Below are 12,545 nucleotides of genomic sequence, written 5' to 3'. Positions count from 1 at the left end.
GGCACCGTCAGAAATCGAAGTTGATCATCTTCTTCATCACCATGATGCCGATCGACATCCAGGCAACGCAGCCGACCAGCATGAGCTGGCCGGTGGGATGGGTCCACAGCAGGGAGATGTAGCCGGGCGTCGTGAGATATACGAGGAACATCACGATCGGCGGCAACGAGCCGATGATGCCGGCCGAGGCCTTGGCTTCCATCGACATCGCCTGGATCTTTTCCTTCATCTTCTTGCGGTCGCGCAGCACCTTGGAGAGGTTGCCCAGCGCTTCGGAGAGGTTGCCGCCCGACTTCTGCTGGATCGACACCACGATGCCGAAGAAATTGGCCTCCGGCAGCGGCATGCGATCGTAGAGTCGCGAGCAGGCCTCGCCGAGCGGCATGCCGATGGCCTGCGTCTCGATGATGGCGAGGAACTCACTGCGCAGCGGCTCCGGCGCGTCGGCCGCGACGACCTTGATGGATTCGAACAGCGGCAGGCCGGCCTTGATGCCGCGGACGATGACGTCGACGGCGTCGGGCAGTGCCTTCAGGAATTTGTTCTCGCGGCGTTTCTTCAGGAAGCCGAGCGCCCAGCGCGGCAGGCCGAGACCGCCTGCGAAGGCGAGCCCGGCCGCACCGATCAGGCCGCCGCCGCCGAACAGCGCGCCAAAGAAAAACACGCCGGCCACGACGGCGGACGCAATCCAGAATTTCTGCGGGCTCCAGTCGAGCCCTGCCTGCGAAATGCGGACGTGGAGCGGTACGCTCTTCTCCTGCGTACGCCGTGCCTCGAGGTCCTTGAGCGAACTCTCGACCTGCTCACGGCGCGAACGCTGGCTCTTTTCGGCCTGCTTGGCCGCGGGTGCGTCGGCGCGCCCGATCGAGGCCCGGCGGCTCTCGGCCTTCCGCTCGCCTGACAGCAGCGGATAGAGGAAGACCCAGGCGATGCCGCCGACGGCGGCGGTGGCGAGGAAGGCGAGGGCGAGGACCTGCATGTTCATGATTGCGCCGACCTGCTCACGTCTTCGGTGTCGATTCCGCGGCGTCCAGCGCGGCGGCAAGGCGTTTCTCTTCGCCGTAATAGCGGGCGCGTTCCCAGAATTTCGGGCGGCCGATGCCGGTCGAGCGGTGCTTGCCGATGATCTTGCCGTTGGCGTCCTCGCCGACCAGGTCGTAGAGGAAGACGTCCTGGGTGATGATGGTGTCGCCTTCCATGCCCATCACCTCGGTGATGTGGGTGATGCGGCGCGAGCCGTCGCGCAGGCGCGCGGCCTGGACGATGACGTCGATGGAGGCGCAGATCATTTCGCGAATGGTACGCGAGGGCAGCGAGAAGCCGCCCATCGTGATCATGGATTCGCAGCGCGACAGCGCTTCGCGGGGATTGTTGGCGTGCAGCGTTCCCATCGAGCCGTCATGGCCGGTGTTCATGGCTTGGAGGAGGTCGAAGGCCTCCGGACCGCGGACTTCGCCGACGATGATGCGTTCGGGGCGCATACGCAGACAGTTGCGCACCAGCTCGCGCATGGTGACCTGACCTTCGCCCTCGATGTTGGGCGGCCGGGTTTCGAGCCGTACCACGTGGGGCTGCTGGAGCTGGAGTTCGGCGGCGTCTTCACAGGTGATGACGCGCTCGTCGTGCTCGATGTAATTGGTCAGACAGTTGAGCAGCGTGGTCTTGCCCGAGCCGGTACCGCCGGAGATCAGCACGTTGCAACGGACACGTCCGATGATCTGGAGGATTTCCGCGCCTTCCGGCGAGATCGCGCCGAACTTGACCAGCTGATCCAGCGTCAGCTTGTCTTTTTTGAACTTACGAATGGTGAGCGCGGGGCCGTCGATCGCGAGCGGCGGCACGATGGCGTTGACGCGGGAGCCGTCGGCGAGGCGTGCGTCGCAGATCGGCGAGGACTCGTCGACGCGCCGGCCGACCTGGCTGACGATGCGTTGGCAGATATTGAGGAGCTGCTGGTTGTCGCGGAAGCGGATGCCGGTTTTCTGGATCTTGCCGTTGACTTCGATGAAGACGGTGCCGGCGCCGTTGACCATGATGTCGGCGATGTCGTCGCGGGCGAGCAGCGGCTCGAGCGGACCGTAGCCGAGCACGTCGTTGCAGATGTCGTCGAGCAGCTCTTCCTGCTCGGCGATCGACATCACGATGTTCTTGATCGCGATGATCTCGTTGACGATGTCGCGGATTTCCTCGCGTGCGGACTCGGAATCGAGCTTGGCGAGCTGGGCGAGGTCGATGGCCTCGATCAGCGCGCCGAAGATGGTCGCCTTGACCTCGTAATAATTGTCCGAGCGGCGGCTCTCCATGGCTGGAGCGGGCCGGGAGGGAGCGAGCGGCGGGGAGGTGACGGCCGGCGGGGGCGGCGCGCGCGACACCGTCGGCGCCGGAGCCGGGGCAGGCTCTGGCGACACGGCGCCCCGAAGGTCGGTGTCTGTTCCGCTACGCTTACCGAACACTTAACAACTCCATGCGGCGGCCTATTTTCCCCGCAACTTGTCAATCAGCGGTGAAAGCAAGGACGACTTTTGTTTCTTCGTCTCGCTGCGGCCGGTCAGGCGCTGGGCGATCTGGAGGAACATCTCGATCGACTTGTGGTTGGCGGAGATCTCCGCGATCATCTGGCCGTTGTTGGCGGCCGCCCCGAAGATCTGAGGCTCGAACGGGATCGAGACGACCGGCTGGCTCTCGATTGCCTTGGCGAATTCGGTCGCCGCGATCTCCGGCCGCTTTGGAACGCCGACCTGGTTCAGGCAGTACAGCGGTGGGCGGTCGTTGGGACGCGCGGCCTTCAGGAGATCGAACAGGTTTTTGGTGTTGCGCAGGTTGGCGAGGTCCGGCGCCGCCACGATCAGGATGTCGTCGGCGCCGATCAAAGCGCGCTTGGTCCAGCCCGACCATTGATGTGGGATGTCGAGCACGATGCAGGGCATGGTCGCGCGCAACGTGTCGAACACCGCGTCGAAGGCATCGGTGCCGAAATCATAGACCCGGTCGAGCGTCGCCGGCGCCGCCAGCAGGCTGAGGTGGTCGGTGCATTTCGACAGCAGCCGGTCGATGAAGGCGGTATCGACGCGATCGGGCGAGAACACGGCATCCGCGATACCCTGCGGCGGGTCCTGATTGTAGTCGAGCCCCGCGGTGCCGAAGGCGAGGTCGAGATCGGCGACCACGGCGTCCATCGCGAGATCCCGCGCGATCGCCCAGGCGACGTTGTGGGAGATCGTGGAGGCGCCGACGCCACCCTTGGCGCCGACCACGGCAATGATGCGGCCGACTGCCTTGGCTTCCGGTGCCGAGAACAGGTTGCAGATCGAGCGCACGACGTCGATCGCACCAACCGGCGCGAGCACATAGTCGCTGACGCCGCGGCGCACCAGCTCGCGATAGAGCATGACGTCGTTGATGCGGCCGATCACGACCACCCGGGTGCCGGCGTCGCAGACTGTAGCAAGCTGGTCGAGCCCGGCCAGCAAATCGTTGCGGGCGTCGCTCTCCAGCACGATCACATTGGGAGTGGGAGCAGACCGATAAGCTTCAATCGCAGCCGCCATGCCACCCATCTGGATCTTCAGATGGGCCTTGCCGAGACGGCGGTCCTCGCCTGCCGACTGCACGGCGGCCGCAGTCTCCACGGTTTCGCAGAAGGCCTGAACCGAGACGCGCGGCGCGGGTGCAATATGCTCCTCGACCGGCGCAGGGGCTTCCGGCTGTTCTTCTTGAGTCTGGCGCGCGTAGTTGATCATTTGCCGGTGTCGCTGAGTTTGGCCTTTTCGGCCTCGGGATAGGCAATCGCCGTCGGAGTTCCTTTGCGATACTTCTCGAGGGCGGCAGTGCGGCGCGCCGTGTAGGCCGGAGTTTCAGACCGCGGCTGCTCGAGGTCCGACGGATTGTCGACCATGGCCGCGATATTGCGCTGATAGGCGCAGCCGTAATTGTAATAGTCCTTGTTCTCGAACCAGCTCTTGTTCTTTATCGAGGGGCCGAGATCCTCCGGCCAGAGGCCGCAGGGGCCCGCGACCGCGGCGATCTTGGAATAGGTCAGCCGGATCGGCGGCAGGAAGCGCTTGTCTTCCGGCTGGTAGGGGCGGGCGATGATGCCGCGCGTGGGAACGCCCGCCGCCGCCAGCATCGCCTGGATCTCGCGCATCGATTCGGCCACCGGACGCGCATTCGGCGTTCCGGATGGCACGTCGATGTGGATGGCGCCGGTGCCCTCGTGCATCCAGGTCGAGGCCAGGCCCATCACGTCGGCGCGCTGAGCTGCGGTCAGGCCGCCACGGGCGTGACCGACGAACACGACGATCGAACGGTTCTGTTCCTCGATCGCGATCGGATGACGCTGCTTGTAATCGTCGGGAATGGAAGCGGTGGCCAGCTCATCATGCTGGCAGCCGCCGAGCGCGAGCGCGATACCGACAAGCGCGCCACCGAAGCCGGCGGCGCGGTAGCGGATCCGGGGTCGTGTTGTCATCATACTATGTCCCCGTTCCGCCATCAGTCCGTGATGAAGCCGTAGGTGCCGCGGTAGTTCTTTGCCGGTTCGGTCCGGCCCGGCACGCCATAGATGCGATTGATGTTGCCGATCAGTTCTGCCTGCGGGTCCGCGGGCGCCGCAAAGCCGTCATCCGGCCGCGACAGGTCCTTTGGCGCCGCTGCGCGAACGATATAGGGCGTCACGATCACGACCAGCTCGGTCGAGTTGTTGACGAAGTCGCGGCTGCGGAACAGCGTGCCGAGGATCGGGAGCTGCATGAGCCCAGGCAATCCGCTGATCGCCTGCTTGGTCTGCTGCTGGATCAGGCCGGCCATCGCCATCGCGCCGCCTGAGGGAATTTCGAGCGAGGTTTCGGCGCGGCGGGTCTTGATCGACGGCACCGTTAGCGAGTTGACCGAGGTCGAGGTCACGGCCTGCGACAGCGTGATCGCATTTTCGTTCGACAGTTCGGAGACCTCGGTCATCACCCGCAGGCTGATCTTGCCCTCGGTCAGCACCACGGGGGTGAAGTTGAGCGAGATGCCGAACTTCTTGAAGCTGATCTGGGTGGTACAGACATGCGTGGTGGGATCGCAGGCATAACCTGCCGGCACCGGGAATTCGCCGCCGGCGATGAAGGTCGCGGACTCGCCGGAGATCGCGGTCAGGTTTGGCTCGGCCAGCGTCCGGATCACGCCTGCGGTTTCCATCGCGCGCAGGGTGGCCTGCACCGACGGCGTTGCGCCGAACTTGGTGGTCAGAGCGTTGCCGTCGACGAGATTTTTACCAAGCGCGGTGAACGGGTTGGAGTTGGTGAAGCTCACCACCGAGGTGCCGTAGTTCAGGTTCGCAGTGAGATCGATGCCGAGCTGCTTGACGATGGTGCGCGCGACTTCGGCGACCGTCACCTTCAGCATCACCTGGTCGCGGCCGCGGACCACGATCGAATTCACCACCTTTTCAGGGCCGCCGGCAAGGCGTGCGGCGAGATCGTTGGCCTGCTGCGCTTCAAGCGGGTTGGCCGCAGTCCCGGTCAGGACGACGCCGTCGCCGAGACCGTCGATCTGGATGTCGGAATTGGGCAGGATCTGCTTCAGCGCCGCACGCAAGCCGTTGAGATCGCGCTTGACCGCGATGTCATAGGCGGCGATCTGCTGGCCGGCGGAATCGAAGAACACGATGTTGGTCTGGCCGACCGTGGCGCCGATGATGTAGGCGCGCTGGGACGAGCGGACCACTGCGTTGGCGATCTTGGGATCGGCAACCAGCACATCCTTGATGTCGCGCGGCAGGTCGATCACGATCGACTTGCCGACGCCGAGCGAGAGGAAGCGCGCGTTCATCTGGCCGTCGGCTGCAATCGGCGCCGCGGGACGGTAATCCGCTGCGATCACGGGTGTCAGCGCGGGGTTGAGCGTCAGCGCGAGAGCGGCGGAGAACGACAGGGCACGAACCATCGAGGTCCGCATCGTCGCCAGGTCTGCCCTGCATTTCATATCGACTGCCCTCATCGTGCCTTCGCCGCCTGGGTCGGAATGCCGTAGCGAATGATCGAAACGCCATCGCGCTTCTGCGCGGATTCATCCAGTGTGATCTCGCTCATCTTGACGTCGGCAATGCTGCGCAGCGCCAATGACAGCGATCCAGACTGGCGGGATGACGAAAGCAGCTGGGTTTGTGCGGAGTTGAGCTCCAGCGTCACGGTTTTGCCAATCACCGCGTTCTGGCCGTCCTTCTCCTTCGGCGCCTGGTCGATGGCGAGCACGCGGACATTGACCAGAATGACCTCGGACGTGACGATATCCTGGGCGCCGGCGCCCTGGTCCGGGTTCTTGAGACGGCGCGTCAGCAGCACATCGACGCGATCGTTCGGCAGGATGAAGCCGCCAGCGCCGGTCTCCGGCGAGATTTCGGTGGAGATGGCACGCATGCCGCTCGGCAGGATCGCAGCCATGAAGCCGGATCCATCAGCCTTGACCAGCTTCTGGTCGCGGATCGGCTCACCCTGGATAAAGGGGGCGCGCGCGATCGAGCCCACGACCTGGGTCGCGCCCTCGGGGCGTTCGTTGCGGCGGATGAAGGTGGAACTGGCGGTCGCGGTCGGCCAGGTCTGCCATTGCACATCTTCCGGCTTCACGGTCTGCCCGAGCCCGATGTCGTTCTTGGCGACCAGCACGTCGGTGGTGGGAAGCTGTGCGACCGGAGTCGCTGGAGGCGGCGCAGAGTCCGAGCCGCTCGCCAGATACGCGGCGATGCCGCCGGCGCAGATGGCGACCGTCAGGACGACTATGCGTGCCCTATTCATACGCTTCACTTTCCACAGTACGCCGCGACGCTGCCGCCGCCGTAATCGGCAGTTGACCAGCTATTCGTCAAAGCATGGTTAATGAGGCGTATCTAAATCGGCTTAACGCAGGGTTTCCGGGCGTTCAGCGTAGCGCGAGGTGCGCGAGGTTGATCGCCTTCACCCATTCGGTCTCGGGGTAGAGCATCAGTGCGCCAAGTGCGAGCGCGATGCCGTAGGGGATGCCGGTCTGCTTGTCGTGGAGCCGTGCGAGCCAGGCCTGGCCGGCAAGCCCGTAAGGCAACGGCCATTGCCGAAACTGGAGCAGGAGCAGGGTCAGCGCGCCGCCGAACAGCGCAGCGTAAAGCAGGAAGTCCATCAATGGGCCGAAGCCGAACCAGAGCGCCACGGAAGCTGCGACCTTGGCGTCGCCGCCGCCCATCCAGCCCATCGCAAAACAGGCAAAGGCCACGACGAGGAGCAGCGCGCCGGCGCCGACATGGCTCAGCATCTCGTAAGGTGCCATGCCGCCGGCAAGGGCGAGCACGAAGAAACCTGCCACCAGCGCCAGCGAGACGCGGTTCGAGATCGTCATGGTGAAGAGATCGCTGGCGGCTGCGAACGCCATCAAGGCCGGGAAGAGCAGAAGGCGCGCGAGGTCGAGGATCATGGGCTGCGTCTTGAGGCCTGGGTCTGTCGCCCGGATCGGGGCGTCGGCATGCTAGGCGGCAGTGCTAAACAAACCGACAACGGCCGCAGCAGTCTCGGGGCCGGTCATCCGGCGCCGGAAGGCTCACCACATGCTGGCTACGCGCATCGCGAGCGTGACCATGGCGAGCAGTAGCGCAAGGCAGACCCAATAGGCCGACGCGTCGCCCCGCGCCGTGTCCGTCTCGTTCGCCGCAATCGCGGCATCGGTTCTGTGCTTACGCAACGCCACTGGAACTCGCACTGTCCAAAAAAACAAAGGCCCCGGAGGTCCGGGGCTTTTGCCATCGTCTGCCGGTCGGCTTACTTCAGCGAGGAGCTGATCGAGCCGAACTTGGCGTTCAGCGTGGTGCCGAGGTTGTTGACGACGGTGATGATGGCCAGCGCGATGCCGGCGGCGATCAGACCGTATTCGATGGCGGTGGCGCCGGATTCATCCTTCGCGAAACGCACAATCACGTTCTTCATGAGCTAAACTCCATCTGGGTGAGGTCGCCTCGATCGGCGCTGTCTTGACACGACGAGCATGTGAGCCGAGCTCTTTCGGTAGAGTTAATTCGATCCGTCAAAGCCGCGCCTCGCGCGATGCTTTTGGCCAGAGTGAATTTCGCCTTAAGGCGGCCATCTCGAATTCATTCCAGTTCCGAACGGGCCGTCAACTTCATCCTCCCTTAAATTTCGCGGAGTAGGCGTAAGAGGATCAGCAGACCGGAACAGAAGCGATGATGTCGAGCCTACCCATGCAAGTCGCCCTGATGCTGGGCGAAACCATCGAGAAGGTAATCCCCGTCACCTTCATGCTCGCAGTGGTTTTCACCGTGCTCGAGTATTTCTGGGCCTGCAATGCCGGTCCGTCGTGGTGGCGCAAGCGCGAGATCTTGACCGACATCTGCTACTGGTTCTTCGTTCCGGTGTTCGCCCGTACCATGCGGATCGGGCTCCTGATCGTCACCGCCGGACTCGTCTTCAACATCCACGACGCCGACGAACTGATCGCCTTCTACGACAACGGCCACGGCCCGTTGTCGCAGCTGCCGCTCTGGGTGCAGGGCGTGCTGTTCCTGGTCCTGGCCGACTTCATGCTGTACTGGCTGCACCGGCTGTTTCACGGCGGCGGGTTCTGGAAATATCATGCGATCCATCACTCCTCCGAGGAGATCAGCTGGATCTCGGCGGCCCGCTTCCATCCGGTCAATCTGATGCTCGGCACCATCGGCGTCGACGTCGTGCTGCTGATGGCTGGCATTTCGCCGAACGTGATGATCTGGGTCGGCCCGTTCACGACGTTCCATTCGGCCTTCGTGCACGCCAATCTGAACTGGACCTTCGGCCCATTCAGATACGTGCTGGCGACGCCGGTGTTCCACCGCTGGCACCACACCTCGCTCGAGGAGGGCGGCGACACCAATTTTGCCGGCACCTTCCCGATCTGGGACGTGCTGTTCGGGACCTTCCGCATGCCCAAGGGCGAGCTGCCGCAGGACTACGGCAAGGATGAAGCGACGATGCCGAAGGAGATCGGCGGCCAGCTCGCCTATCCGTTCCGGCAATAGGATGGGTCCGGCGCCGGGGCGACAAAAACGCCAGTCCGTTCAAACAATAGCCGCCGAGTTTGCGGAACGTTCACGAATTACAGGCAGGTTAACCGGGTCGGGCGCCGGCTCCGCTTTCTGATCGATTCTGCCGGCTTGTGACGTCCCGGGGTAAGAGTATGCGTAACGAGTTCCTGCGCCGTCATGCGCGCATCTGTCTTCTGGCTGCGGCTGCCATGCTGGCTTCGCCGGCCATTGGCCTTGCCGAGCCCACTGCCGATACCATCGCGGTCAATGTCGACCAGGCCAAGCTCGTGCGGCTGCCCGGCAAGGTGGCAACGATCGTGGTCGGGAATCCTCTGATCGCCGACGTGACGCTACAGCCCGGCGGGATGATCGTGGTGACCGGCAAGGGCTACGGCGCCACCAACTTCATCGCGCTCGACCGCGGCGGCGAGATTCTGGTCGATCGACAAATCCAGGTCGAAGGCCCGAGCGACCGGCTCGTCACCGTCTATCGCGGGATCGAGCGTGAGTCGTATAGCTGCCTGCCGATCTGCCAGCGCCGCGTCACGCTCGGCGACAGCGACAATTACTTCAGCACCACGATGAGTCAGGCCGGCTCGCTGAGCAGCACTGCCAGCGGCAACAGCGCCGCGGCTGCCAAGACGAACTAGCGGGATCGCCGAGAGGCTGACCTATCTCATCGTCAGCCAGGTGAGTTACTCACTTGCGTTGCCTGTGGTGGCGTTCCGACGGCGTGCTGAGCCTCAATGGCGGGCGGGCCCGCCGATAACGCATAAAAAAAGGCCGTGCATACCGCACGGCCTTTTCGTTGTTCGGTGCGTCCGCGCTGGAGATCAGCCTGCGTCGCGGAGGTTGTCGGCAGCCGACTTGCCGGACCGGCGATCGGCGACGATCTCGTAGGAGATCTTCTGGCCTTCGCGCAGCGAGCCGAGGCCCGCACGCTCGACGGCGCTGATGTGAACGAACACGTCCTGGCCGCCATCGTCGGGCTGGATGAAGCCAAAGCCCTTGGTCGCGTTAAACCACTTCACGGTTCCCATGCTCATGGGTAGTTCCTTCTCAGATACACAATGTAAGAGCCCGCTCGCGCAGGCAGGTTAGATCGAATTTCTGGAAGGGTCGTCAGCGTGTCTGAACCGGCTGTACCGGTGGATGCTAATGTCGTCCGGCCGAAAATCGATTAGCGGATTTTATTGGAAATAAGGCGCCGAAACAATCCTGACGAGCACGATTTTTTGATCCGCCGTGATGTCCACGGCGGACCAGCATACAGGTCGGCATTTTACTTCCGCGCTCGCGCGCGGATGGCCGCTTAGCGGCGGCGGAACTGGCCACCGCGTTGCCCGGGACGAGGAGGCCCGCCCACGCCGCTGGGACGTTCGTCCTTGTGGCGGAAAATCAGCCGGCCCTTTTCGAGGTCGTAGGGCGACATCTCTACCGTCACGCGGTCTCCCGCCAGCGTCTTGATGCGGTTCTTCTTCATCTTGCCGGCGGTGTAGGCGACGATCTCGTGCCCGGCGTCGAGCTGCACGCGGTAGCGCGCGTCGGGGAGGATTTCGGTGACCAGTCCTTCGAACTGGATCAGCTCTTCCTTAGCCATGAATTTCTCCAGGTCGTGGACGGCTAGTGCGAATAGGGTTTGCGGGTCGGTTGGCCCATCGGCCGACTCTCGCGGCGCAAAAAGGCTACGCCTTGTATCCCATCAGGCTTGGCGGCGCTATGCGCGGAACGCTGCTCCGGCCGGTCGTTTGGCGAAGAGTGCGACTTGCCACCGGGCCGTTGGCGGCGAGACCCCTTCGAGACCTTCTGGCTACCGCCAGGCCGTCCGTCAACATGCCTGCTGTCACCATGCCGGCCTTCGCCAGGCCGTCCGTCGCTACGGCTGTCGTCACCGCGACGGCCGTCGCCGTGGCGTCCCTCGCCATGCCTCGCGCCTTGCGGGCGCTGGCCCGGACGGCCGCCCGGCCGGCCCTGGCGTTGTTGCTGCGGGGGAGCGCCCGCATCGCGGCGGCCGGCATCAGTGCGCAGATCCTCGCGCGGCAGCGCCACGCGGATCAGCTTCTCGATGTCGCGGAGATAGCTGAGCTCCTCGCCGCCAGCGACCAGCGAGATCGCGGTGCCGTCGGCGCCGGCGCGCGCGGTGCGGCCGATCCGGTGCACATAGGTCTCGGGCACGTTGGGGAGGTCGAAATTGATGACGTGGGTGATGCCGTCGACGTCGATACCGCGAGCTGCGATGTCGGTGGCGACCAGGGTGCGGATATCACCGGAGCGGAACTGCGCCAGCGTCCGTTCGCGATGATTCTGCGACTTGTTGCCATGGATGGCACTGGCGGGAATGCCGGCCTTCTCAAGCGTCTTCACGACCTTGTCGGCGCCGTGCTTGGTGCGGGTGAAAACCAATGCGCGGTTGACCGGCTCTTGTTTCAACAGCTTGGCAAGGAACGCCGGCTTGGCCGAGAAGTCGACCTGGATGATGCGCTGCTGGATGCGCTCCACGGTCGAGGAGACCGGGGTCACGGCGACGCGGGCGGGGTCGCGCAGCATGGCGTCAGCAAGCTCGGCAATGTCTTTCGGCATGGTGGCCGAGAAGAACAGCGTCTGCCGCTTGATCGGCAGCTTGGCGACGATTTTGCGGATGTCGTTGATGAAGCCCATGTCGAGCATGCGGTCGGCCTCGTCGAGCACGAGGAATTCGACGCTGCCGAGCTTCAGCCCATTGCTCTGCACGAGGTCGAGCAGGCGGCCGGGCGTGGCGACCAGCACCTCGACGCCCTGCATCAATGAGCGGACCTGACGGCCCATCGGCACGCCGCCGATAGCAAGCGTCGAGGACAGGCGGATGTGGCGGCCATAGGCGTTAAAGCTGTCGAGGATCTGCCCCGAAAGTTCGCGGGTGGGCGACAGCACCAGCACGCGCGCCGTCTTGGGCTGCGGCTTGATACGGTTCTCGAGCAGGCGGTGCAGGATCGGCAGTGCAAAGGATGCGGTCTTGCCGGTTCCAGTCTGGGCGATGCCGACGACGTCGCGGCCGGTCAACGCCGTGGGAATGGTCTGGGCCTGGATGGGGGTGGGGGTGACGTAATTCTCTTCAGCGAGAGCACGCGCGATAGGTTCGGCGAGGCCGAAGTCCTGAAAGGAAGTCAAAAGAGGGGTTCTTTCCATGTCAACAGCGGGCGCCCGGCGCATTCAGCGCGGCGCACGCAAAAGGGTGTCGAGAGGACACCTGCGTGTTTGGGGTGTCGGATGGCTTGGGAGATATGGGGCAAGCCAGACGCCCGTACGGGCTTAAGAACACGCGGCTCGCAACGACCGCTCGATTCGCGATCTGTACCCTCATATGGAACATCGGCGCGGCGTTTTCAAGGCAAGCGTTCACATGGCCTCGATTGCGGTGCAGAAATAGTTATGCCGGAATTTTAGTCACCACAGCCATTCTGCTCAGAAAATGAACTGGCTGCCGCATAAGCAACCATTTTATTTGCCCAAGTTTTGAGCAATCAGACTGCGGCTAAACTTTGAT

The 12,545-nt window shown here is 63.9% G+C and carries 14 protein-coding genes; 2 read left to right on the top strand and 12 right to left on the bottom strand.

Features of this window, described 5'->3' with window-relative positions; translation table 11 throughout:
- Positions 1 to 7: 7 nt before the first annotated feature.
- The 9 genes from K3F49_RS22335 to K3F49_RS22295 all read right to left on the bottom strand — a co-directional run bounded on the left by K3F49_RS22335 (position 8) and on the right by K3F49_RS22295 (position 7,931).
- The gene (locus K3F49_RS22335; RefSeq protein ID WP_234683105.1) at positions 8 to 985 is read right to left on the bottom strand and encodes a type II secretion system F family protein; all 978 of its coding nucleotides are present in this window, start codon (positions 983 to 985) and stop codon (positions 8 to 10) included.
- A gap of 16 nt (positions 986 to 1,001) precedes the next feature.
- Positions 1,002 to 2,453 (bottom strand): CpaF family protein, encoded by a 1,452-nt coding sequence (locus tag K3F49_RS22330; protein ID WP_234683104.1) that lies wholly within the window; start codon positions 2,451 to 2,453, stop codon positions 1,002 to 1,004.
- A 21-nt stretch (positions 2,454 to 2,474) separates the two neighbouring features.
- Positions 2,475 to 3,740, bottom strand: coding sequence for an AAA family ATPase (locus K3F49_RS22325; RefSeq protein ID WP_234683103.1), 1,266 nt, complete (start codon positions 3,738 to 3,740; stop codon positions 2,475 to 2,477).
- Entirely contained in the window at positions 3,737 to 4,471 is a 735-nt protein-coding gene (locus tag K3F49_RS22320) for a CpaD family pilus assembly protein (protein WP_234683102.1), read from the bottom strand. Before K3F49_RS22320 ends, K3F49_RS22325 begins: the two co-directional genes overlap by 4 nt.
- Positions 4,472 to 4,491: 20 nt before the next feature.
- The gene (locus K3F49_RS22315) at positions 4,492 to 5,967 is read right to left on the bottom strand and encodes a type II and III secretion system protein family protein (protein WP_234683101.1); all 1,476 of its coding nucleotides are present in this window, start codon (positions 5,965 to 5,967) and stop codon (positions 4,492 to 4,494) included.
- A gap of 11 nt (positions 5,968 to 5,978) precedes the next feature.
- Positions 5,979 to 6,776 carry a Flp pilus assembly protein CpaB gene (gene cpaB / locus K3F49_RS22310; RefSeq protein ID WP_234683100.1) on the bottom strand — a complete coding sequence of 266 codons (798 nt, stop codon included), beginning with the start codon at positions 6,774 to 6,776 and terminating at the stop codon, positions 5,979 to 5,981.
- A gap of 124 nt (positions 6,777 to 6,900) precedes the next feature.
- Positions 6,901 to 7,425: an A24 family peptidase gene (locus tag K3F49_RS22305; RefSeq protein ID WP_234683099.1), complete on the bottom strand. Its 525-nt coding sequence runs from the start codon at positions 7,423 to 7,425 to the stop codon at positions 6,901 to 6,903.
- A 123-nt stretch (positions 7,426 to 7,548) separates the two neighbouring features.
- Positions 7,549 to 7,689 carry a hypothetical protein gene (locus K3F49_RS22300; RefSeq protein WP_234683477.1) on the bottom strand — a complete coding sequence of 47 codons (141 nt, stop codon included), beginning with the start codon at positions 7,687 to 7,689 and terminating at the stop codon, positions 7,549 to 7,551.
- Positions 7,690 to 7,766: 77 nt separating this feature from the next.
- Entirely contained in the window at positions 7,767 to 7,931 is a 165-nt protein-coding gene (locus tag K3F49_RS22295) for a Flp family type IVb pilin (protein WP_234683098.1), read from the bottom strand.
- Positions 7,932 to 8,188: 257 nt separating this feature from the next.
- On the opposite strand from K3F49_RS22295, the gene K3F49_RS22290 reads away from it, so the two are divergent.
- On the top strand, positions 8,189 to 9,016 hold the full coding sequence (locus K3F49_RS22290) for a sterol desaturase family protein (RefSeq protein ID WP_234683097.1): 828 nt from the start codon (positions 8,189 to 8,191) through the stop codon (positions 9,014 to 9,016).
- 158 nt (positions 9,017 to 9,174) lie between these two features.
- Positions 9,175 to 9,672 carry a pilus assembly protein N-terminal domain-containing protein gene (locus K3F49_RS22285; RefSeq protein ID WP_234683096.1) on the top strand — a complete coding sequence of 166 codons (498 nt, stop codon included), beginning with the start codon at positions 9,175 to 9,177 and terminating at the stop codon, positions 9,670 to 9,672.
- Positions 9,673 to 9,855: 183 nt separating this feature from the next.
- Here the strand turns inward: K3F49_RS22285 and K3F49_RS22280 are convergent, their stop codons facing one another.
- From K3F49_RS22280 to K3F49_RS22270, 3 genes are all read right to left on the bottom strand, one after another.
- Positions 9,856 to 10,068 carry a cold-shock protein gene (locus K3F49_RS22280; protein ID WP_027530211.1) on the bottom strand — a complete coding sequence of 71 codons (213 nt, stop codon included), beginning with the start codon at positions 10,066 to 10,068 and terminating at the stop codon, positions 9,856 to 9,858.
- Between the two features lie 266 nt (positions 10,069 to 10,334).
- Complete coding sequence (gene infA / locus K3F49_RS22275; protein WP_008131890.1) at positions 10,335 to 10,622, bottom strand: translation initiation factor IF-1; 288 nt, start codon at positions 10,620 to 10,622, stop codon at positions 10,335 to 10,337.
- Positions 10,623 to 10,645: 23 nt separating this feature from the next.
- Positions 10,646 to 12,211 (bottom strand): DEAD/DEAH box helicase, encoded by a 1,566-nt coding sequence (locus tag K3F49_RS22270; protein WP_234683095.1) that lies wholly within the window; start codon positions 12,209 to 12,211, stop codon positions 10,646 to 10,648.
- Between the last annotated feature and the right edge of the window lie 334 nt (positions 12,212 to 12,545).

The sequence above is a fragment of the Bradyrhizobium monzae genome (genome assembly GCF_021458635.1).
GTDB lineage: Bacteria > Pseudomonadota > Alphaproteobacteria > Rhizobiales > Xanthobacteraceae > Bradyrhizobium.
The sequence above is the reverse complement of the archived record's forward strand: the minus strand, read 5'-3'. Positions and strand labels throughout refer to the sequence as shown.

What these genes read in the sequence shown, in the direction of transcription:
- K3F49_RS22335 (WP_234683105.1), bottom strand. Translation starts at nt 985, where the DNA reads ATGAACATGCAGGTCCTCGCCCTCGCCTTCCTCGCCACCGCCGCCGTC.
- K3F49_RS22325 (WP_234683103.1), bottom strand. Translation starts at nt 3,740, where the DNA reads ATGATCAACTACGCGCGCCAGACTCAAGAAGAACAGCCGGAAGCCCCT.
- K3F49_RS22320 (WP_234683102.1), bottom strand. Translation starts at nt 4,471, where the DNA reads ATGATGACAACACGACCCCGGATCCGCTACCGCGCCGCCGGCTTCGGT.
- K3F49_RS22315 (WP_234683101.1), bottom strand. Translation starts at nt 5,967, where the DNA reads ATGAAATGCAGGGCAGACCTGGCGACGATGCGGACCTCGATGGTTCGT.
- cpaB (WP_234683100.1), bottom strand. Translation starts at nt 6,776, where the DNA reads ATGAATAGGGCACGCATAGTCGTCCTGACGGTCGCCATCTGCGCCGGC.
- K3F49_RS22305 (WP_234683099.1), bottom strand. Translation starts at nt 7,425, where the DNA reads ATGATCCTCGACCTCGCGCGCCTTCTGCTCTTCCCGGCCTTGATGGCG.
- K3F49_RS22295 (WP_234683098.1), bottom strand. Translation starts at nt 7,931, where the DNA reads ATGAAGAACGTGATTGTGCGTTTCGCGAAGGATGAATCCGGCGCCACC.
- K3F49_RS22290 (WP_234683097.1), top strand. Translation starts at nt 8,189, where the DNA reads ATGTCGAGCCTACCCATGCAAGTCGCCCTGATGCTGGGCGAAACCATC.
- K3F49_RS22285 (WP_234683096.1), top strand. Translation starts at nt 9,175, where the DNA reads ATGCGTAACGAGTTCCTGCGCCGTCATGCGCGCATCTGTCTTCTGGCT.
- K3F49_RS22280 (WP_027530211.1), bottom strand. Translation starts at nt 10,068, where the DNA reads ATGAGCATGGGAACCGTGAAGTGGTTTAACGCGACCAAGGGCTTTGGC.
- infA (WP_008131890.1), bottom strand. Translation starts at nt 10,622, where the DNA reads ATGGCTAAGGAAGAGCTGATCCAGTTCGAAGGACTGGTCACCGAAATC.
- K3F49_RS22270 (WP_234683095.1), bottom strand. Translation starts at nt 12,211, where the DNA reads ATGCGCCGGGCGCCCGCTGTTGACATGGAAAGAACCCCTCTTTTGACT.